The following is a 21,074-nucleotide window of genomic DNA, read 5'->3' as shown; positions in this document are numbered from 1 at the left end:
TGTTATTCAGCCGGGACGCTTTGTGCGTCTCGGTCATCGCGGGCCGCGTCGATTAATGCGCGGCGCGCCAGAGCGTAATTATCCTCGCCTCCGGCGCGTTTGGCGCGGCGATCGTCCAGGATGCGCTCGACAGCATCCAGACGGCCCGCGCGCAGGCCGGAATCAATTGTGATGCGCTCGAATACATCACGTTGGGCGTGGCTGCCCCCTGCCAGCTGCATACCACTACGGGCGCTCGATAAAAAGTCGAATGCCGATCCGTAAAGGCCTTCACCGAAGGCCTCAAGCCCTTTGGCAGCTGCAATGCCCGGATCGGACATGCGGATCGGGGTGTCACCCTGATTGCGCTGCGCGTCCTTCTGGATACGCTTCAACATCTTGTTTGTCGCGTCGGTGCGGTTGTCCCCGGTCAGGGCCAGAAGGTAGTGCAGATCGGCAAAAATCAGGCAACCATCCTCGGTCCGGGCAGCGCTGAGATCGGCCAGTTCTTCCCAGCGGTTGCCGACATCAATACCTTCCAGTTCCAGCCGCGACAGCAGCGAGGTGGCGTTCGAGATATCGCGGTAATCATCGGTTTTGTCCTGACGGATGTAGTTGTCATACAGCTCCATCACCCGTTCGACCTGACCCAGATCCAGATGCATCAGCGCTTTGTGCCACCAGACGTGATAGCGGAAATTGTTACAGTGCGTCCAAGCGTCCTCGCGCCCGGCCAGCCAGTCCAGACCCAGCTGTGCGTTGCCCGTCATCTCATGCACGTGCGCCACTGCGTGCAGGCCCCATGCGTCGTCCGACACCATCCACAGGGCCTGACGTCCGGCGATTTCGGCCTTTTCATATGCGCCGGTTTCCTCCAACGCGAAGGAATGACAGCCCAGCAGATAGCCGCGACCGGGGTGGTCGGGCGCATAGGCGGGCATAACCCGTTCGATCGACCGGCGCATCCCGGCCGAGTCACCCAGAACAAACCGTGTCGCATGGCTGAGCTTCATTGCCAGCGTGTCATGCGGATGGGCGCGCAGGATTTCTTCGAACTTCTGAATTGCCTGCGAGGGCAGGTCGGCCAGATACAAACCCAGCGCGTCGATATACAGTTGCTCGCGCGCGGAAACCGGCTGCTGTTCTGCCGCTGCGTTTGCGGCTGACAATGCCTCAACCGCGACTGCTGTCATCTCACGCCGGCCCAGCAGAACCATGAACAGACCTTTGATCGCATGGCCCAGGGCAAAGTCGGGCTCAAGCTCAAGCACTTTGCCCAGATGCTGCGGCGTGCTGGCCGAATGCGCCATGAAGCCAAGCAGAACACCATTCCACGCCTCGACGCTTGCGGGCTGGTTGAGGGTGTTCATCTGTCCGAACACATCTTGTTTCATGGGAGCGATCCGATCCAATTATGAATTTGTACAATATCTGATTTAGCAGAGACTTTGGCGGCGTCGTATCAGTATCGCCGCTGCTCTCGAATTGGTGAAATGCCGTGTGTGGAAAACGTGAAAAAAACCGCCGATTCAACGGCATGTTTCAGCAACATGCCGCCGAAATAGGCGCTGTGTTTCAATCTTCGAATGGGTTTTCGGCGTTTAGAACGGTCTGAGTGTCCGCCCCAAATACGGGCGGAGCGCTGCGATATGTTACAGGTGTGCGGGACAGTTTCAGTGGATTGCCGATCAATTTCACCTCGCCCGGAGCGGCCTGCATGGCGATCTGCATTTGCCGAGCCGCGACCTGATTTGTGGCAAAAACCTGGTCCAGCGTTTGCACCGGACCAACCGGCACTTTGCGTGTTTCAAGCTCGTCAATAACGGTGGCCGTGGCATAGGTCTGAACGGCCGGGCGCAGCACAGCGTTCAGGGCGTCGCGGTTTTCCAGCCGCGCGGGATTGGTGGCAAAGCGCGGGTCGTCGGCAAGCTCCGGATGGCCGATGAACTCGCAAAAGCGGCGAAACTGGCCATCGTTGCCTACGGCCAGAATGACGTGACCATCGGCGGTTTCATAGACGTCATAGGGCACAATATTCGGATGACCGTTGCCGCGCCGTTGGGGGACTTCGCCCGAGGTCAGGTAATTCACACCCTCATTGATCAGCCATGACACTTGCGTATCGACCAGTGCAAGGTCGATCTGCTGGCCTTCGCCGGTCTGATCGCGGTGGCGCAGCGCGGCCAGAATGCCGACAGTCGCGTACATCCCGCACATCACGTCAGAGATGCCGACGCCCACCTTCATCGGGGCCCCGTCAGCGTCACCGGTCAGCGACATGATCCCGCCGTAACCCTGCGCCATCAGGTCATATCCGGGTTTGGACGCATTCGGTCCGGTCTGGCCATAGCCCGAGATCGAGCAATAGACGAGGTCGGGAAACTCTGGCGAAAGGGTCGCGTAATCCAGCCCGTATTTCGCCAGCCCGCCGGGTTTGAAATTCTCGATCAAGATATCCGCGTGCGCGGCCAGCCGTTTGATTTGCGCCTGACCCTCGGCCGTGGTGATGTCGACGGCCACCGATTTCTTGTTCCGGTTGGTCGACATGAAATAGGCGCTCAGGTCCGAGCGGTTGCCGTCAGCGTCCTCAACATACGGAGGGCCCCATTGCCGGGTGTCGTCCCCGCCCGTCGCAGGGTTTTCGATCTTGATGACAGTTGCGCCCAGATCACCGAGCAACTGCGTACAGGTCGGCCCGGCCAGAATGCGGCTGAGGTCCAGTACTTTGATACCCTTCAGAGGTCCTTCAGATCCGGCCATCATAGCCTCCACGGTCAATCTCGGCGGCGATCACGGTGAATGTATCGGCCTTAACAGCGGCGTCCAGTGCCGTGCGCAGTTCTTCCCGGTTGCGGACGGTGTGGCCGTTGCCGCCAAAGGCACGGCCCATGGCGGCAAAGTCGTGGCGGTCGAAATCGACGCCTGTGTTGCCCATCTGGCGCTGCCGTTGTTTCAACTCGATCAGCGCAAGGCTGGCGTCGACAAAGACCAGAAAGATCGGGTTGCCGCCCATTTCAGCGGCGGTCGACAGCTCGCCGGCGACCATCAGAAACCCGGCATCGCCCGAGAAGCTGATCACCGGACGTTCCGGTTCAGCCAGTTTCAGACCAATTGCCATCGGAACGGCGCAACCCATGGTGCACAGAGCCGAGGACTGGATCAGCCCGCGTTCTTCGTTGCAGTCCCACATCTGGCTCAGCAGGATACGATGCGCACCGCTATCAGCGGTCGCCAGTGTTTCTGGCGGCAGAACGGCGCGGGTTTCGGCGATGACGGCGGCAGGCCCCCACTCGTCATCGGTGGGGAAGGCCTGCGCCAGCGCGACCTTGACCCGCGCGGGCTCACCACTCGGCCATGTCGCGCGGGCAGGGTTGCCCTTGGCAATGGCCTCCAGCGTGGCACCGGTATGCGCCACCAGATTCAACCCGGCCTGGTGCATGTAGTGATCATTGACCACAGCAGAGATATCGATGACGCGCTTTTCCTCGGGGTCCCAGATCTCGCGCCAGCCGGGGCGCATCTCGATAGGGTCATAGCCCAGACACAGCACCAGATCGGATTGTTCAACCAGCGGCACCAGATGCTTGTCGGCCAGCGGTGACAAACCGGCGCCCCCCAGGCACAGGGGGTGATCTTCGGGGACCACACCCTTGGCTTTATAGGTGGTCACGAAGGGAATGTTGAAATGCTCCAGAAAAGCCTGCACGACATTGCGCGAGTCGTCATAGAGCACGTCCAGACCCACAATCGCGATGGGACGCTCGGCCTCGGCCACCCAGCGGCGGGCTTTTTCAACGCAATTACCCTCGGGCGCAACGGCGGCGGGTTTGGTGAGGCGGCGACGCTTCACTCCAGATACACGCGTATCCGCGACCGAGATCGGAACGTCGATATGCACCGGGCCGGGGCGCGGCTGGTTGGCCAGCGATACGGCCTTATCCGCCACGATATCTGCACCCTGCGCGGTCAGGGTGAACGTGCCCTTGGTGATCGAGCGATAGACCTGCGCGTGATCCATAACCTGATGGGTATAGGTCAGCGCCTCATCCGCATCGACGCAGCCGGTCAGCACGATCATCGGAACACGGTCCTGCAACGCATTGGCCACTACGTTGATACCATTCATCGCACCGGGGCCGAGGGTGGCCACCAAAATCGCGGGCGCACCGTCGCGGTGATGCACGGCCTCGGCCATGAATCCGGCGGCGTTTTCGTGTTTGGTCAGGTGAAAGGTGATCCCTGCCTGCTCCAACGCGTCCACCAGCGTCAGAACCTCGCCTCCGGGCATGCCAAAGGCGTGGCGGCACCCGGCCTCGTAGAGACGTTGTGCCAAAAGATCAGCCGCGCGGGGGGACAGGTCCTGCATCAGTCAAACTCCGAATTCTTTGCTGCATTGCAGATTGCGGAGGACACGCCCGGACGCAAGCAGGTTCACGTCAGTGTGACTATTTGACTGCGGATTCCGCCACCGACTGAAACTTTGTGTCCAGTTCTTCGGCAATGTCACGCAGGGGCTCGCCACCTTCGTACACATAGGGCGCAAACACGAAGCTGGGCGTTTTGTAAGACAGGGTGGCGGTGCCATCCTCATTTTCGGTGACATAGAACCGGATCGGGGCCTCGATCATCGCCCGGACCGAGGTTTCCAGAACGCGGACCGCATAGTCGTTGTTAAAGGCCCCGATCACCAGATTGCCGGGAATGATGATGCCCCGCGCCGCCGCTGCCTTGGTTGGCCCGGCCTGTGTGACCACGATCAACCCGTTTTCTTTCACCGCAGCCTTGGTGTCGGCCACGAGATCCTCGTAGCTTTTGTCAGTTGGATAAACCGCCCAGCCCGATAGGGGTTCTTCGGCCCAGGCAGGCAGCGTCAGACAGCAAAGCAACGCCCATAGAACACGCATTCATGTCACCTCTAGCACCAAAACTGGTCTTATTGATGACAGAGAATGGGGTGCGGCGCACTCACAATCCTGTGCGTTTCTGCAGCAGATAAATATCCATGATCCAGCCATGATCGGCCCGCGCGCGGGCGCGGGTGTCCAGAATCTGTTGCGCCACGTCGGTCAGAGGTCCCTTGATCAGCAGTTCCTCTTTCATGCCCACATATGCGCCCCACCAGATGTCATAGTCCTGCATCTCAAGGCTTTGGAACGAGCATTCGCCGTCCAGCATAACCGCCACTTTCGAGGCATTTAAAGGCCAGCCTTCATCCCGGATACGCCGACCCGTGGTGACGACATAAGGTGCGCCCAGATCGTTGATCGGAATCGCATGGGCTGCCGTCAGCGCCTGCAGCGCGGTGATGCCAGGGATTACTCGGGTTTTCGGCTGCGGGTCCAACCGCGAGGCGATCCGCAGCGAACTGTCATAAAGCGATGGGTCGCCCCAGATCAACAAAGCTACATGCTGCGCCTCCGGGTGGGCTTGGATCGCCTCGTGCCAGCGCAGGGCAATTGCGTCGTGCCATTCATCCACGCCACGCAGGTAACCGTCATCCGAGCGGCGCTTGGGGATGTCAAAGTAAGCGACTTGCGGAGGCGTGTCGGTCACGGCAGCAATGATCTCTTCGCGCAACCCGGCCAGGTCGGCCTTGTTCTCGCCCTTGCGGGGGATCAGGATCAGGTCGGCATCGCGGATCGCCTGCGCGCCCTGAAAGGTCACGTGATCCGGGTTGCCGGTGCCAATACCGATCAGGGTCAGGTCATACATCGTCGAACTCTGCCAGAGGGCCATAGAGGATCAGCGCCGGTGCAGTGCCAATCTCGGTTGCCAGTTGCTCCGACAATGCGCCGATTGTGGCGCGACGCAGTTTCTGGTCAGGGGTCGAAACCGACTCGGCCATCAGCGCGGGAGTATCCAGCGGCAGGCCGTGCTCGTGCAGGGTCTCGACCAGCAGGGGGAACGTCCGCTTGCCCATGAATACGACGGTTGTGGCGTCCGGGTCGGCCAGCGCGGGCAGGTTCAGATCATCGGGCAGTTGGCCGCTGACATCATGGCCGGTGACGAATTGCACCCGACGGGCGGTCAGGCGTCGCGTCAGAGGGATACCTGCCGCCGCCGCAGCGGCCACGGCCGAGGGGATGCCGGGAATAATTTCATACTCGATCCCGGCTTCGCGCAGGGCGACCAGCTCTTCCTCAAGCCGTCCGAACAGCCCGCCATCGCCGGATTTCAACCGCACCACGCGGGCGCCGGTCTTGGCATAATCCACCAGCAGACGGCTGACATGATCCTGCTTGGGCGAGGGCCGCCCGGCGCGTTTGCCCACGCCCACGAGGTCCGAATCCTTGCGCGCGTGCTCCAGAATCGGGCCGCTGCTCAGGTCGTCAAACAGCACCGCGTCGGCCTTTTGCATCCGGTCGACCGCTTTCAGCGTCAGGAGTTCCGGATCACCGGGGCCAGAGCCGATAAAGGAAACGAAACCGCTCATGCCGTGGCCTCCGCAATCAGGTGAAAGAAGGTGCCGGTGACGTTGCCACGCACCGATCCGGTCTGCGGACCCTCGGCCCCCTCGGCGTCAAAGACCCGCGCCAGCGGCGCATCCGGTTGCTCGACAATCGAGGAATAGTGGAACTCATGCCCGCGCAGAGCCGCGCCGGACGCAAAGCCGGGCATCGGCGCCAACAGTTCCGCCTTGCGATAACCAAGGTTGAACTTGCGCTTCTCATACGAGGTTACCAGTCCCAGTAACCCGGCCATCTTGTGTTGAACACCTTCCTTGTCGATCAGCGCCTGACCCAGCGCCATGTATCCGCCGCACTCTCCATGAACAGGTTTGGTTTCAGCGTGCTCGCGCAATCCGGTCAGAAAGGTTTCGGCTGCAGCCAACGTCCCGGCGTGCAACTCGGGGTATCCACCGGGCAGCCAGACCAGATCGGCATCCGCTGCCGGGGCCTCATTCGCCAACGGAGAAAACGGCAGAATTTCTGCCCCCGCCGCGCGCCAGCCTTCCAGCAAATGCGGATAGGTAAAGGAAAAAGCAGCATCCCGAGCCAGCGCAATCCGTTGCGCCGGAGGGCGCGGCAGCGCGGCTGACGATGGCCCCTTCGGGCCTGAGGAAGCCGCCGCCTTGATCGCCTCCAGATCCACATGTTCGCGCAGAAACGCCGCGTAACCGGCAATCGCGCTTTCCAGATCGGGGTGCTCGACAGCCTGGATCAGTCCCAGATGTCGCTCGGGCAGCGTCAGGTCTCCGCGACGGGGCAACACGCCCAGAACCGGAAGGCCCGCACGCTCCATCCCCAGCCGCGTCAGGCGTTCATGCCGGGGGCTGGCACAGCGGTTCAGGATTACGCCTGCGAACGGCAAATCCGGGTTGTACATCCGGAACCCCAGCGCCGTCGCCGCAGCCGATTGCGCCTGACCACCAACGTCCAGCACCAGCACAACCGGCCAGCCCATCCGCAGCGCGGTCTCGGCGCTGGACCCGTGGCCCAGTTCGCCCGGTTTGGCGACGCCGTCGAACAGCCCCATCGAGCCTTCGGCGACCACGATATCAGCCCCTTCGGCCTGCGCCGAAATGGCGCCTAGCAGCGGATCACCCATCGCCCAACTGTCGAGGTTGAACGAGGCCCGCCCCGCTGCCGCGTGGTGGAAGGCCGGGTCGATATAGTCCGGTCCGCTCTTGAACGGCTGAACGGCCAGCCCGTCCTCGGCCAGCGCCCGCAACAGGCCTAGCATGACAGTGGTTTTACCCGTGCCCGAAGACGGCGCGGAAATCAAAAGACCCGGAGGGTTAGTCATCGCCGTGGCTCCAGCTCGACCACGGGCTGTCGGCGCTTTGCGGGCGATAGCGGCGGTCGTAATCCTTGGAATACAGGCAGCTTTCGTCAAAGCCTTCACCGGCCAGCGCAGGCCCGACCATAATCAGGGCAGTGCGCGAGATGCTCTCGTCCAGCGATTCTTTCAGCGTGGCCAATGTGGCGCGGATGATCCGCTCATCCGGCCAGCTTGCACGATACACGACGGCGACCGGGCAATCCGCGCCATAGGCCGGGGTCAGATCGGCAATGACCTTGTCCAGATTGCCGATCGACAGGTGGATGGCCAGCGTTGCCCCGGTGCGGGCGAAGTTTTCCAGTGTCTCGCCCTCGGGCATTGACGACGCACGGCCCGGGGTGCGGGTCAGAACTACCGATTGCGCCAGCCCAGGCAGGGTCAACTCAGTCCCCAGCGAGGCTGCAGCGGCGGCAAAGGACGGCACACCGGGGGTCACGCTGACCGGAATGCCCATCTCTTTCAGGCGGCGGATCTGTTCACCCATTGCCGACCAGACCGACAGATCACCGGAATGCAGCCGGGCCACATCCTGACCGGCCTTATGCGCGGTCTCAATCTCGGCCATGATCTGCTCCAGATCCATCGGCGCGGTGTTGATGATCTTTGCGTCCTCGGGGCAGTGGCCCAGGATTTCCTCGGGCACCAGCGATCCGGCGTACAGGCACACGGGGCACGAGGCGATGATATCGCGCCCGCGCAGGGTCAGCAGGTCGGCAGCGCCCGGTCCGGCACCGATGAAATGAACGGTCATGATTGTCCTCCGATGGCGACGGCGCAGGTTGCTAGCCGGTCGTCCGAGATATGTCTGGGTGAGGTCAGCCGCGCGCCGGGGCCGGCGGCGGCAAGGGCGGATGCTTCGGCCACACTGCCGGTGCCATAGGTGGCGCGGCTGTGGTTCGAGCAGGTAAGGGTGCGCTGCCCGGCCAGATCGGCGGGCGCAATGAAATGCAGGGGCAGGGCCGTTGATGCTGCGAATTGGGTTAGGGCGGCGTGACCTTCTTTGTCAGCGACAGTGGCCAGCGCGTCGATGGTCTGACCCGCGCTGGCTCGATCGAAGGCCGCCTGCAGGCTGTCCACTGTGGCCTTCGATGAAAATCCCAATCCCGCGACGATCATAGGGTGACGCTCCATTGCACGACGGGGTAGGCGGACTTCCAGCCGCGTCGGGGCCCTAGGGCCGCAGACTGTGCCAGTTCGATCCGCAACAGCTCACCGCCCAATTGCTCGTGCCATTGCGCCAGCAGCGCTTCGCTTTCCAGCGTCACCGCATTGGCGACCAGTCGGGTACCTTCGGGCAGCGCGTCGCGGAGCCATGCCAGCAGATTGGCGCTAAGCCCGCCGCCGATAAAGACGACATCCGGCGGGGTGAGCCCGGTCAGAGCATCAGGCGCAGTGCCATGGACCACGTTCAGACGGTCCTGTCCCAGCGCATCGGCGTTGCGGCGAATACGTTCGGCGCGATCTGCGCGGGGTTCGATTGTCGTGGCGGTCAAGGTCGGGTCGCACATCAGCCATTCGATGCTAATCGAGCCGGTGCCGCCACCGATATCCCACAGATGCTCGTCCCGCTGTGGCGCCAACGCCGACAGCGTCAGCGCGCGCACCGGGCGTTTGGTGATCTGGCCGTCGGTTTCGAAAATCTCGTCCGGTTTGCCCGAGGCTTTCGGGAAAGCGCGCCCTTCGCCCGCGACCTCAAGCCCGACACAGACAGGATGGTCAAAGCTGCCCAGCAGAGCCTCGGTCAGTGACACGGTCCGTGCGCGTTCGCGGGGGCCGCCAAGGGCTTCCATCACGTGCAGGGCGCTGTCTGCAAATCCGGTCTCGGTCAGATAAGTCGCCAGTTCCGCCACCGCTGCGCCGTTGCGTAATAACAGGATGGCACGCAGGCCGGGTGACAGATGTGGCCGCAGCCGGGTCAAAGGCGCGGCATGCAGGCCAAAGGTCAACGTGCTTTCCAGCGGCCAGCCCAGCCGAGCGGCGGCCAGAGAAAAGGTCGACTGACCGGGCAGGGATGCCCATTCCCCGGCCTCGAAGTTACGTGCGATGACCGAGCCTGCGCCGAACCAGAACGGGTCACCGGACGCCAGAACTACGGTCGGTCGCCCCCGAAATTTGGTCAGGATCGGCAGGCCATCCGCGAACGGGACGGGCCATTCGACGCGTTGTGCGCCGGTCTCGGGCACCAACGAAAGGTGGCGCGGCGGGCCCATGATGATTTCAGCGCGTTCCAGCACTTGACGGCTTGCAGGCGGCAGGCCATCCAGTCCATCTTCGCCCAAGCCCAGAACGGTCAGCCACGGAGCTTCACGCATGACACACCTCCTGATCCTTGGTGGCACGACCGAGGCCAACGCGCTGGCCAAAGCCGTGGCCGAACAGGGCATTCCAGCCACTTATTCCTATGCAGGTCGCGTTGAAAACCCGCGCCCGCAACCTTTGCCGGTACGCGTCGGCGGGTTTGGCGGTGCCGAAGGTTTGGCGCGTTACCTGCGCGACCAAGCTGTGACCCACGTGGTTGATGCCACCCACCCCTTTGCCGCGCAGATGAGCGGGAATGCCGTCGCAGCGTGTCGCGAAGCCGGAGTGACATTGGCCGCGCTGACCCGCCCGGCATGGACGGCGCAAGAGGGCGACCGATGGCACCACGTCCCCGATATCGACGGTGCAGTCGCCGCGATGTCCGGTGCGCCGCAGCGCGTCTTTCTGGCTGTTGGTCGGATGCATCTTGAGGACTTTGCCGCTCAACCTCAACACCGCTATTTGCTGCGGCTTGTCGATGAACCGGGCGCGCTGCCTTTGCCGAACTGCGATGTCGTTGTCTCGCGCGGGCCGTTCACCTTTGCGGATGACCAGGCGCTGATGCGGCAGCACGGCATTGAGCTGGTGGTGTCCAAGAACGCGGGCGGCACCGGCGCGCGCGCCAAGCTGGACGCCGCACGGGCGCTTGGCGTGCCGGTGCTGATGATCGACCGTCCGGATCTGCCGCAGCGGACCGAGTTGTCGAGTGTCGCACAGGTTCTGGACTGGCTGGCTCATTCGGGCGTGAACCTCGGGGTGTAGACGATCGGGGTGCTGTCCCTTTCAATCACGCGGGTCAGGGATGAACCCACAATGACCACGGTCTGCATGTCGGCCATGTCCGGCGTGGCTTCGGCCAGCGTTGAAATCCGGATCGCTTCATCGGCGCGGGATACGGCGCGGGCGAACAGGATCAGGCGCTCGGGCTCGCATTCCTCACGCAGAATTTCCAGCGTTTTCACAAAGCCTTCCGGGCGGGATTTCGAGCGCGGGTTGTAGAACGCCATCGCGAAATCCCCCTGTGCGGCAAGGCGCAGGCGTTTCTCGATCAACGACCAGGGCTTCAGGTTATCGCTGAGGTTGATGGCGCAGAAGTCATGCCCCAGTGGCGCACCCGCACGGGCGGATGCGGCCAGCATCGCAGTGATGCCGGGCAGGACGTCGATGGGAATGTCACGCCACTCGGCAGGACCTTTTTCCAACGCTTCGAACACCGCAGCGGCCATCGCAAATACGCCGGGATCACCCGAGGACACTACGACCACGCGCTTACCTTCGGCTGCCATCTGCAACGCGTGTTGCGAGCGGTCGATCTCGACCCGATTGTCACTGGCGTGCAGCGTCAGGCCAGGGCGTTCTGCCACGCGTGCGACATAGGGGATATAGCCAACGATATCCGTGGCCTCAGCCAGCGCAGCGGATACCTCGGGCGTCACCAAATCCTCGTTGCCGGGCCCGAGGCCCGCGATCTTGACCCAGCCGCTCATGGCCGCCGACCTTGACCATGCACGATGATGATCGAGAAGTAGGGGGTAACCTTCTCACAGGCCTCGGACAGTTTCGTCACGGTCTGGTTCGGCATTTGCGCGAATTCCACGATCCACGCGCGATCATACAGACCGGCCGTTTTCAGCGCCCGTTTGACCTTGTCGATATTGCGTCCGATCTTCATCACGACCAGAGCGTCGGTCTGCGCCATGCGCTCGGCCAACGTTTCCTCGGGCAGAGTGCCGACCAACACGGTCAGCACATCGTCGCCCCATGTGATCGGGTCACCGGTTGCTGTCCAAGCGCCGGACATGCCGGTGATGGCGGGTACAACCTCAACATCAGTTTCGTCGCGCAAACGGCTGTAAAGATGCATGAAAGAGCCGTAGAAGAACGGGTCGCCTTCACACAGAACCACAACGTCTTCACCCTGATCAGACAAGGTTTTCAGATGCGCGGCGCAGTCCTTGTAAAATGCCGACAGTAGCTCATTATAGCGCGGATCGGTCACCGGGATTTCTGTGGTGACGGGGTATTCCATCGGGAACTCAACCGCGTCACCGGGGATCATGCCGTTGACGATTTTGCGCGCCTGACCACTGCGACCGGGCTTGCGAAAGAACGCCACATGACGCGCATTGCGCAACAGGCGGTCGGCGCGGACGCTCATCAGGTCCGGGTCACCGGGGCCGAGGCCCACGCCGTATATCTTGCCCGCGCTCATTCGGCGCGGCTCGCGATGGCGTTGACGGCGGCCACGGTGATGGCGCTGCCACCCAGACGGCCTTTGACGATGCAGGACGGCACCGGTTGCGCCTCCCACAGGGCGTCTTTGGATTCGACCGCACCGACAAAGCCCACCGGGCAGCCGATGATGGCGGCGGGGCGCGGGCAATCAGGATCTTCCAGCATGTTCAACAGGTGGAACAGGGCAGTGGGTGCGTTGCCGATGGCGACCAGCGCGCCTTCCAGATGCGGGCGCCACAGTTCCAGCGCGGCGGCGGAACGGGTGTTGCTCATCTCGGCTGCCAGAGGGCGCACGCGTTCGTCATGCAGGGTGCAGATCACCTCGTTGTCGGAAGGCAGGCGAAAGCGGGTCACGCCTTCGCTGACCATGCGCGCGTCGCACAGGATCGGCGCGCCGTTTTCCAGCGCAGTGCGGGCGGTTGCCACGAAACCCGGCGAGAAATGCACGAACTCTTCCAGCCCGACCATCCCGGCGGCGTGGATCATGCGGACGGCGACCTGCTCTTCGTCGGCGTCGAACCGGGCCAGATCGGCCTCGGACCGGATGGTGGCAAAGCTCTCCTTATAGATCGCCGCGCCGTCGGTTTCGTATTCATAGGGCATCAGGTGAAGTCCATGGTCATGAGTGTTTCTTCGGTCAGGCCGTGCTGGCAGGGCTCATCCCCCGCGCGGCCTTGTTTGACAAGATCAAATCGTCCGTTACGGCCGACTAAAGTGACATCCGCCAAGCCCATCCGGGCGCAGCCCTTGGCGCAGCCGGAAACGTGCAGGCTGCCAGCGACACGCGGCGCCAATGCGCGGGCAATGTTACGGGTTTCCGCTTGCGCCTGAGGGCAGAACGGCGCGCCGGGGCAGGCGTCGGTGGTCATCAGCGGGTCGGTGCCATCTGTGACAAAGGCCGAAGCGGGAATCGCTGTCCCGCCTTCCAACAGGATCAGCCGCCACGGGGTCACGCGCAGGGCGGCGGCACCCGAGTCCTTGATCAGGGCGTGCAGACGCTGCGCAGGCAGTTGGCCGAAGGCCGCGCCGTACAATGTTCCCAGATCACAGGCGCCGGGTTGCAATGGCGTGCCGATGGGACCCGGGGCGCTGCCCAGCCAGTTCTGCGGCAAGCCCTGCGCCGCAACCACCCGCGCCATGCGGCGTGTTTCGGGTGTGAAGTGTTCAGCGAACCACTCGGCCAGAGCGATCACCCGGTCGATGGCGTCCTCTTCCGACACGCGGCATCCTGTTTCACATCCGTCGGCGCGCAGGATCAGACCCGCGGCATCGGTCTCAAGCCGGATATCTGCCGAGTCACCAGCCAGCAAACGTTCGGGACCAGTATCTATGGCAAAGCCGAATTTGGCTGGCAGGGCGGGCAGGTCACCCAGCCGATTGATAAGCTCTTGTGCCAATCGCGCGGTCAGATCGCCTGTTTCGTACAGGGGCGAAACAAGGACATTGCGCCGCACTTCGATGCCGGGTTCGGCATCCAACAGGTCCAGTGCCGCGAGTTCCGCCAGCAGGGGTTGATGGTCGGCCTCTTTCACCCCCCGCAATTGCAGGTTGGCGCGGTTGGTCAGGTCGATTGTACCGTTGCCGAACCGTTCAGCTAGCTCACAAAGACCGAGCGCTTGCTCCGCGCTCAGCCGGGCCAACCGTGGCCGTACCCGTACAACCAATCCGTCTCCCGACATCATCGGGCGATGTGCGCCGGGGCACCATCCCTGGACAACGGGGGCGCTCATCTCAGACCCTCCAGATCGGCGCGGATCGAGTTGCGGCGCGTATTCCAAAGCCCGGCTTCCAACAGCGCGCGGAACCGGTCCTGCATGGCCTGATGCGCCTGCGGGTTGGCCTCTTGCAGGAAGGCATCGACCTCCTCATTGCCCAGCGTGGCATCGTGGTAGAGGTCGAACAGATGTGGTGCGACGGTGCCGGACAGATGCGCGAATGAGGCCATGTGATCCAGCGTGGCCGCGATCTCGGCCGCGCCACGGAATCCGTGACGTTGCATACCCGCGATCCAGCCGGGATTGGCCGCACGGGCGTGAACGACGCGGCTGATCTCTTCGGGCAGAGTGCGGGCGCGCGGGTTCTCCGGGTTGGTATTGTCCAGATGATACAGCTGCGCGTTGCCACCGGTGATCTTCTTGGCGGCGGCAAATCCGGCCTCATGCGTGGCATAGTCATTGGCCAACAGCAGGTCGGTCTCGGTCAGGTCCTGCAAGTGCACGAAACTGTCGGCACTTGCGACACGCTGGGTGATGCCGTCCTTGTCTTGCGCGATGTGCTCGCCTTCCAACGCAAAAGAACTGGCCTCAAGCCACGCCTCACCGGCTTGGGTGCGAGCCTCGTCCGTGTAGGTCTCGGACAAGTGGGTCATGTTCAGGCCATAACTGCCGGGGGCGGGGCCATAGACGCGGGCTGCGGGGGCCTGACCGGCATAGGGGTTCCAGTCGGGGGCCTCATCGCGGTCGGCCAGCGCCCGGACCGCCTGACCGAACAGCGCTGAAAGCGTCGGGAATACGTCGCGGAACAGGCCCGAGACGCGCAGTGTCACATCCAGGCGTGGGCGGCTGAGGTCGGTAATGGGCAGCACCTCGATGCCCGAGACCCGCTCGGACCCTTTGTCCCAAACAGGTTTCACGCCCAGCAGGTGCAGCGCCATGGCGAATTCCTCGCCAGCGGTCCGCATGGTGGCCGAGCCCCACAGATCGACGATCAGGCCTTTGGGGTAATCGCCTTCTTCCTGCAGGTGGCGGCGCACCAGTTCCTCGGCCAGCTTGACGCCTTGGGTATAGGCCGCACGCGTTGGCACGGAACGCGGGTCGGTGGTGTAGAGATTTCGCCCGGTCGGCAGCACATCCGAGCGCCCACGATAGGGCGAGCCGGACGGCCCGGCCTCGATCCGTTTACCGGCCAGCGCGTCGATCAGGGCGTTGCGTTCGGCATGGGCCGAGGGCGCGAGGTAAAAATTGCCCGTTACCTCGGGTACGCGACCATAGACATGCAATCCGTCGCCAAACTGGCTTTCCTTGATGTCACAGACAAAACGGTCGATGCGGGTGATCGCCTCGGCGGTGCAGGTGGCCTGATCGAGGCCAAGGTCGCTTTCCAGCCCGATAGCTTGCGCCTCGTCGCGGATGTCTTCCTGCAGCCGGTCGCGGCGTTTGGGGTCCAGCCCATCGGCGTTCGAGAACTCATCCAGCAGCGATTCCAACCGCACCATCCGATCCGGCGTGCCGCTTTCCTTCAGCGCGGGCGGGATATGGCCCAGCGTGACGGCTCCGATCCGGCGCTTTGCCTGCGCGGCCTCGCCGGGGTCGTTGACGATGAAGGGGTAGATCACCGGCAGATCGCGGATCAACGCCTCGGGCCAGCAATCGGCAGACAGGGCGACGGACTTGCCGGGCAGCCATTCCAGCGTGCCATGTGCACCGATATGGATCAGGGCATCCGCGCCCAAGCCTTTGCGGAGCCACAGATAGAAGGCGACATAGCTATGACGTGGGGTGCGCGACAGGTCGTGATAGTCGTCATCACGCAGCTCGGGCGTTCCGCGCTCGGGCTGCAGGGCGATCAGGGTCTTGCCACGGCGCAGCGCGGTGAAGTGGAATGCACCATCCGAAAAGGTTGAGTCGTCCTCGGGGTTGCCCCAGACCGTGTGCAGGTCCGCGCGCAGTTGCTCCGGCAAATCCGCCAACGCGGTCTGATAATCCTGCAGCGACCACGAAAGGCGCGCGTTCAGCAGGGATTCAGCAATCGGTTCTGCCGGCGTAGTGTCATAGCCTTCGCCTTGCAGGTCCGACAGCATCGCCTCGGCCGAGGCCAAAGCGTCGAGGCCCACCGCATGGGCCATCTGCCAGTCCTTGCCGGGGTAGGTGGACAGAACCAGTGCGGGAACCTGATCCGGCTTGGGTTTGTCGTTCAGGCTCAGCCAGCCGGTGACGCGGTCGATGATGGCTTCGATCCGTTCGGGTTCGGCTCGATGGGCAAAGCGGGAATATTCCAGATGCGGGTCGCGCTTGCCGGGTTCTTTGAAGGATGCGATGCCTGCCGAAATGCGCCCGTCCACCTCGGGCAGCACCACATGCATGGCGAGGTCGGCGGGTGAAAGACCACGTTCCGCTTCGACCCATGCTTTGCGGCGGGATGTGGCGAGGGCGACCTGAAACACCGGCACATCCGCCGCGTCCAGCGGCGAGGTGCCTGACGCGCCTTTGCCCGAGAATGAGGTGGCGTTGATAATCGCCGATGGAGCAAGCGCCACGACTTGTTCGCGCAGCCATTCGGCGGATGCGGGCGCTTTGAGAGAGGGAGCGAACATGCCGACAGCCTCAATCCCACGATTCCGCAAGCTGCGGATCAGGGCGGCGACCGGAGCGGTATCTGCCGAGGTCAGATAGGCGCGATAGAAGGTCACGAGGATGCGCTTCGCGTCGCCCGAGAATGCCGTGTCCACCGGGATCACGCCGCGGTCTGGGCACCATGCACCGCAGTCAGGCAGGGTCTTGGCGCCCATCACCGGGCCAGCATAAAGACCCGCTGCCAGCGCCATTTGCGCCAGCGCGGCTTGTGCGGCAACCTCTCCGCCGGTGTCGCACAGATGCGCCAGTCGCCGCAGGGTCGAGACGGGCAGGGTGGAATAGTCATCCAGCCGCGTGTCCTCGCGCCCATCCGCGGGCAGAACGGCCAGCGCAATGCCCTTAGCCTGCGCCAGCGACAGAACTTGCTGCAACCCATAGGACCAGTAAGGCACGCCACCGATCAGGCGGATCAGGATGCCTTTGGCGCCCTCCAGCGTCTGCTCGACATAGGTGTCGACGGACAGAGGATGTTTCAGCGCTGTCAGATTGGCCAGCCGCATCGTCGGCATCCGCCCTTCGGGGCCGCCACCGCGATGCCAGCCCGCCGCGAAAGCGCCAAGGTCGCTGTCGGAGAACGACAGCACCACGAGATCCGCCGGGCTCTGGCCCAGATCGGTCGGGGTTTCGGTTTCTTCTAACCCGTGGCTTTCGCGGAAGACGACGTGCATGGCTTACTCGGCGGCCTCGGTCACACCCACGAGGATGTCGTGGATCGCGGCTTCTTTGATGTCGTCATGCTCGGCGATGACCACCAAACGCGAGCGGCGTTCTTCACCCGGTTCCCACGGACGGTCGTATTGGTGACGGACACGGGCGCCAACAGCTTGCACCAACAAACGCATCGGTTTTCCCTGAACTGCGGCATAGCCTTTGACGCGCAGGATGTTCAGCTCATTGGCCAGACGTTCGATCTTGGCGACCAGATCGGCGGGATCGGTCTGTTCCGGCAGCTCGACGATGATGCTTTCGAAATCGTCATGCTCGTGATCGTGGTGGCCGTCGTGATGCGAGGGACGAGCGTCCATGTCATCCTCGGCTGCGGCTTCCAGACCCAGAACGACCCGCACGTCCACGGCGCCTTCAGCAACCTCGACCACGGGCAGGGGGCGCGGGGCCTCGGCGGCGATGATTTCCTTGGCTTTGGCCACACCTTCGGGACCAGCCAGATCGGGCTTGGTCAGCAGGATGATGTCGGCGCAGGAGATCTGGTCTTCGAACACCTCGGACAGGGGTGTTTCGTGGTCGATCGAGTCATCGGCCAGGCGCTGGGCGTCCACGGCCTCGACATTCGGGGCGAAGCGACCTGCGGCGACGGCCTCGGCATCGGCCAGAGCGATCACGCCATCCACGGTGATCTTCGACCGGATATCCGGCCAGTCGAATGCTTTCAGCAGCGGCTTGGGCAGGGCGAGGCCGGATGTTTCGATCAGGATGTGATCCGGGCGCGGTTCCAGCGCCATCAGTGCCTCGATGGTCGGAATGAAATCATCGGCCACGGTGCAGCAGATGCAGCCGTTCGCCAGCTCCATGATGTTCTCGGCCGGGCAATCCGGTATGGCGCAGGATTTCAGGATGCCGCCATCGACGCCCACATCGCCAAACTCGTTGACTACCACGGCCAGACGCTTGCCCTGCGGGTTCTGCATCAGGTGCTTGACCAGAGTGGTCTTGCCCGAACCCAGAAAGCCGGTGATCACAGTGACGGGGAGTTTCTCGAGGTTGCTCATTTCAGGGCTCCAATCGGGGGAATACGGGCCGCACAGTTTTTGCGGAAATGTTCGGGGCGCTCGCGCCATTTGACCAAGCCGTCCTCAGTCGCGAGGTACTTGGTGGCACCTTCGACAATGGTTTCGACATGGTCGTTTTCGTTGAGGTGTTCGTAGACAAAGGTCCAACGACCCGGCCCACCGCGCAGCACGATGGAACAGCCTTCGTCACAGTTCGACAGGCATTCCACGGCTTTCAATGTGATGCCCTCGGGCAGATCCGCCTGTTCCAATGCTTTGTGAAGCAAGGTGCCGGGCCGTTGCGCGTCGTCCTCGACGGGCAGGCCGCGGCGGCACGTGGTACAGACCAGCAGCTCGACTGGTGCGGTCACGGTCATGTCTCTCATCCCCCCAAATCCTCATTGCGGGGGACGGGGTTTCATGCGGGCCACGTGTTGCGACATGGACCCGACACCGGAACACCCCGCCCGGTTTCATCTTCGGGTGCTGGCAGGTCTCCCGGCTTGCGGATGTCAGAGGCGGGCCTCTGTCGGATGTCCCGCCTTCCCGGCCTTTTGGGCCAGTGGCTTTGGGCACCCTCTCCGGTCACGGTCGCGGGGGCGGCTGCGTTTGACGGATAACCGCTGACGCATTCCCTTTTCATCCATCCGGGGATGGACACCAACGCAAGCGACATGCGGCACGGGCAGGGGGGTTGTCAAGCGTGAGACATGGATGGAAACCCCCAAGGACGGAAAAGCGACCAGCCTATGTCAATCAGCGGCATCGGTTGCCAGCCGATCCCGCAACCAGGCGCAAAACAATCCCGCTGCCGCCGTTGGCTGCGCAGCCCTTTGGGCGCTGACCAGGTAATGGGATTGGGCAAAGGGAATCGCCGGACCTGCAATCGCAATCGGAGCGCCCTGCCGAATTGCGTTTTTTGCGAACCGCTCCAGGATCGTTGCATATCCCGCACCGGCCATCACGAGTTGCAGCGCCGCCACTGTCGTATCCACCGAAAATCGGGGTGGCTGGTCGGGGGGCGCAGTACCGTTGGCCTGAAAGTACCGCGCCCAGTTGTCCTCGTACCCGAGGATGTGAATCAGCGGCCCGTTGTTCAGTATTGGCGAGCCGTCCCCGGCCCGGCAGACCGGAACCAACCTTTCATCGGTGAGTTTTTCGGACCGCACCCCCGGCCAGTCGCCATAACCCAACCGGAGTTCCACATCCACATCTCCAGGCGTCCCGCTGTCGTTCCAGATGTGCGAGACCAGACGAACAGGGATATCCGGATGCCGGGCAGAGAAGTCTGGCAGTTCAGCGGCCACCCAGTAGGTCGCCGTCGAAATCGCAGCCCGGATCGTCAGGGTCTGACGTGACGCCGGGCCAAACAGGCTGTTGGTCGACAGCGCGATATCTGACAACGCTCGCCGCACCGTCAGCGAATAGGACTGCCCCAGCTCAGTCAACTCCAGTCGCCGTGCATTTCGAGTGAACAGCTTTTGCCCCAATTCGGCCTCGAGGGACCGAATATGCAGCGAAACCGCTGTCTGCGTCAGGCCAAGCTCTTGCGCGGTTGTGGTGAAATTCAGATGGCGCGCGGCGGATTCAAAGCTGCGTAGCCATGCAGGGTTTGGAAGGCGATCCATCTATCACCAAAAAATTTTGCCCATAACTAGCTTTATTATTCATTTTTGTTTCCGGCAGGCAACAGGTTTACTCGGCGCAAACAGCGACCTTCGGGAGGGTAAAATGAAAGTCGGATTTATCGGATTGGGAAATGTCGGTGGCAAGCTGTCCGGCTCGCTGCTGCGCAACGGAATTAACCTGACCGTTCATGACCTCAACCCCGATCTGGTGGCCGAATTCGTAGCCCAAGGCGCCAAAGCAGCCGAAAACCCGGCGCAGATGATGCGGGATTGCGATGCGGTCATCACTTGTCTGCCGTCCCCCGCCGCCTCGGATGCCGTGATGCAGCAGATGCTGCCCGAGGTCGGTCCGGGCAAAATCTGGATGGAGATGTCGACCACCGACGAGGCCGAGGTCAAACGTCTGGGTGCGATGGTGATGGAACGGGGCGGCGCTGCCGTCGATTGCCCCGTATCCGGCGGGTGCCACCGGGCGGCGACAGGCAATATTTCGATCTTTGCCGGCTGCGACCGTGCAACCTTCGAGCAGATTTTGCCATTTCTGACCACGATGGGCCGCCGTGTGCTGCATACCGGAGAACTGGGCACGGCCTCGGTCCTGAAGGTGCTGACGAACTATCTGGCCACCGCCAACCTGATCACCTGCGCCGAGGCGTTGGTGACCGCCAAAGCCGCCGGCATGGACCTCAATACCACCTATGAGGCGATCAAGATTTCATCCGGCACGTCCTTCGTGCATGAAACCGAAAGCCAGGTCATCCTGAACGGCTCGCGCGATATCTCATTCACGATGGACCTTGTTAAAAAGGACATCGGACTGTTTCAGGACGTCGCCGACCGTGTCGGAGTGCCGCTGGAAATCAACCCGGTGATGATCAAGATATTTAATGACGGCATCGCTCGTTTCGGCGAGCGTGAGCTGTCCCCGAACATTATCAAGCGGTTGGAAGAGGCCACTGGCCTGGACATCACCGCCCCCGGCTTCCCGCCCGAGATGCTGGACGACGAACCGGAAGAGCCGGGCTACGAAGTCATCCCGCAAGGCCGACGAGCAGAATGACACGCCTAGTGGC

At 62.8% G+C, this 21,074-nt stretch carries 20 protein-coding genes and 1 riboswitch; of the genes, 2 read left to right on the top strand and 18 right to left on the bottom strand.

Going from position 1 to position 21,074, the window contains the following annotated elements; translation table 11 throughout:
• Positions 1-2: 2 nt before the first annotated feature.
• The 10 genes from GOX63_RS05385 to cbiE all read right to left on the bottom strand — a co-directional run bounded on the left by GOX63_RS05385 (position 3) and on the right by cbiE (position 10,073).
• Positions 3-1,373 (bottom strand): tetratricopeptide repeat protein, encoded by a 1,371-nt coding sequence (locus GOX63_RS05385; protein ID WP_170325448.1) that lies wholly within the window; start codon positions 1,371-1,373, stop codon positions 3-5.
• Between the two features lie 181 nt (positions 1,374-1,554).
• Positions 1,555-2,739 (bottom strand): CaiB/BaiF CoA transferase family protein, encoded by a 1,185-nt coding sequence (locus GOX63_RS05380; protein WP_170545004.1) that lies wholly within the window; start codon positions 2,737-2,739, stop codon positions 1,555-1,557.
• A complete protein-coding gene (locus GOX63_RS05375) occupies positions 2,726-4,345 on the bottom strand; it encodes a thiamine pyrophosphate-binding protein (protein ID WP_170545001.1) in 1,620 nt (539 codons plus the stop codon). Before GOX63_RS05375 ends, GOX63_RS05380 begins: the two co-directional genes overlap by 14 nt.
• A 79-nt stretch (positions 4,346-4,424) precedes the next feature.
• A complete protein-coding gene (locus GOX63_RS05370; protein WP_170544999.1) occupies positions 4,425-4,883 on the bottom strand; it encodes a DUF302 domain-containing protein in 459 nt (152 codons plus the stop codon).
• 61 nt (positions 4,884-4,944) lie between these two features.
• Complete coding sequence (cobF, locus tag GOX63_RS05365; protein WP_170544997.1) at positions 4,945-5,691, bottom strand: precorrin-6A synthase (deacetylating); 747 nt, start codon at positions 5,689-5,691, stop codon at positions 4,945-4,947.
• Complete coding sequence (gene cobA / locus GOX63_RS05360; RefSeq protein WP_170325443.1) at positions 5,684-6,412, bottom strand: uroporphyrinogen-III C-methyltransferase; 729 nt, start codon at positions 6,410-6,412, stop codon at positions 5,684-5,686. The genes cobF and cobA overlap by 8 nt, the downstream gene beginning before the upstream one ends.
• Complete coding sequence (locus tag GOX63_RS05355; protein WP_170325442.1) at positions 6,409-7,725, bottom strand: cobyrinate a,c-diamide synthase; 1,317 nt, start codon at positions 7,723-7,725, stop codon at positions 6,409-6,411. Before GOX63_RS05355 ends, cobA begins: the two co-directional genes overlap by 4 nt.
• Complete coding sequence (gene cobM / locus GOX63_RS05350; protein ID WP_170325441.1) at positions 7,718-8,512, bottom strand: precorrin-4 C(11)-methyltransferase; 795 nt, start codon at positions 8,510-8,512, stop codon at positions 7,718-7,720. Before cobM ends, GOX63_RS05355 begins: the two co-directional genes overlap by 8 nt.
• Positions 8,509-8,877 (bottom strand): cobalamin biosynthesis protein, encoded by a 369-nt coding sequence (locus GOX63_RS05345; RefSeq protein ID WP_170325440.1) that lies wholly within the window; start codon positions 8,875-8,877, stop codon positions 8,509-8,511. The genes cobM and GOX63_RS05345 overlap by 4 nt, the downstream gene beginning before the upstream one ends.
• Complete coding sequence (cbiE, locus tag GOX63_RS05340) at positions 8,874-10,073, bottom strand: precorrin-6y C5,15-methyltransferase (decarboxylating) subunit CbiE (RefSeq protein ID WP_170325439.1); 1,200 nt, start codon at positions 10,071-10,073, stop codon at positions 8,874-8,876. Before cbiE ends, GOX63_RS05345 begins: the two co-directional genes overlap by 4 nt.
• On the opposite strand from cbiE, the gene GOX63_RS05335 reads away from it, so the two are divergent.
• Positions 10,072-10,821, top strand: a complete 750-nt coding sequence (locus GOX63_RS05335) for a cobalt-precorrin-6A reductase (protein ID WP_170325438.1) — start codon at positions 10,072-10,074, stop codon at positions 10,819-10,821. The genes cbiE and GOX63_RS05335 overlap by 2 nt on opposite strands.
• Here GOX63_RS05335 and cobJ read toward each other — a convergent pair.
• The 8 genes from cobJ to GOX63_RS05295 all read right to left on the bottom strand — a co-directional run bounded on the left by cobJ (position 10,794) and on the right by GOX63_RS05295 (position 20,001).
• Complete coding sequence (cobJ, locus tag GOX63_RS05330) at positions 10,794-11,546, bottom strand: precorrin-3B C(17)-methyltransferase (protein WP_170325437.1); 753 nt, start codon at positions 11,544-11,546, stop codon at positions 10,794-10,796. The two genes, GOX63_RS05335 and cobJ, sit on opposite strands and share 28 nt — an antisense overlap.
• A complete protein-coding gene (locus GOX63_RS05325; RefSeq protein ID WP_170325436.1) occupies positions 11,543-12,271 on the bottom strand; it encodes a precorrin-2 C(20)-methyltransferase in 729 nt (242 codons plus the stop codon). The genes cobJ and GOX63_RS05325 overlap by 4 nt, the downstream gene beginning before the upstream one ends.
• Positions 12,268-12,897: a precorrin-8X methylmutase gene (locus GOX63_RS05320; RefSeq protein WP_170325435.1), complete on the bottom strand. Its 630-nt coding sequence runs from the start codon at positions 12,895-12,897 to the stop codon at positions 12,268-12,270. Before GOX63_RS05320 ends, GOX63_RS05325 begins: the two co-directional genes overlap by 4 nt.
• Entirely contained in the window at positions 12,897-14,024 is a 1,128-nt protein-coding gene (locus GOX63_RS05315) for a cobalamin biosynthesis protein CobG (protein WP_170325434.1), read from the bottom strand. Before GOX63_RS05315 ends, GOX63_RS05320 begins: the two co-directional genes overlap by 1 nt.
• Positions 14,021-17,314, bottom strand: coding sequence for a cobaltochelatase subunit CobN (gene cobN, locus GOX63_RS05310; protein ID WP_170544995.1), 3,294 nt, complete (start codon positions 17,312-17,314; stop codon positions 14,021-14,023). The genes GOX63_RS05315 and cobN overlap by 4 nt, the downstream gene beginning before the upstream one ends.
• 3 nt (positions 17,315-17,317) lie before the next feature.
• Positions 17,318-18,373: a cobalamin biosynthesis protein CobW gene (gene cobW, locus GOX63_RS05305; RefSeq protein WP_170544992.1), complete on the bottom strand. Its 1,056-nt coding sequence runs from the start codon at positions 18,371-18,373 to the stop codon at positions 17,318-17,320.
• Complete coding sequence (locus GOX63_RS05300; protein ID WP_170325555.1) at positions 18,370-18,750, bottom strand: DUF1636 family protein; 381 nt, start codon at positions 18,748-18,750, stop codon at positions 18,370-18,372. Before GOX63_RS05300 ends, cobW begins: the two co-directional genes overlap by 4 nt.
• A 94-nt stretch (positions 18,751-18,844) precedes the next feature.
• Positions 18,845-19,053, bottom strand: a riboswitch (cobalamin riboswitch).
• Positions 19,054-19,125: 72 nt separating this feature from the next.
• Entirely contained in the window at positions 19,126-20,001 is an 876-nt protein-coding gene (locus GOX63_RS05295; RefSeq protein ID WP_170544990.1) for a LysR substrate-binding domain-containing protein, read from the bottom strand.
• 103 nt (positions 20,002-20,104) lie between these two features.
• On the opposite strand from GOX63_RS05295, the gene GOX63_RS05290 reads away from it, so the two are divergent.
• Entirely contained in the window at positions 20,105-21,061 is a 957-nt protein-coding gene (locus GOX63_RS05290; protein ID WP_170544987.1) for an NAD(P)-dependent oxidoreductase, read from the top strand.
• Positions 21,062-21,074 lie beyond the last annotated feature (13 nt).

It is taken from the genome of Ruegeria arenilitoris, assembly GCF_013031355.1.
Classification (GTDB): domain Bacteria; phylum Pseudomonadota; class Alphaproteobacteria; order Rhodobacterales; family Rhodobacteraceae; genus Ruegeria; species Ruegeria arenilitoris_C.
The sequence above is the reverse complement of the archived record's forward strand: the minus strand, read 5'-3'. Positions and strand labels throughout refer to the sequence as shown.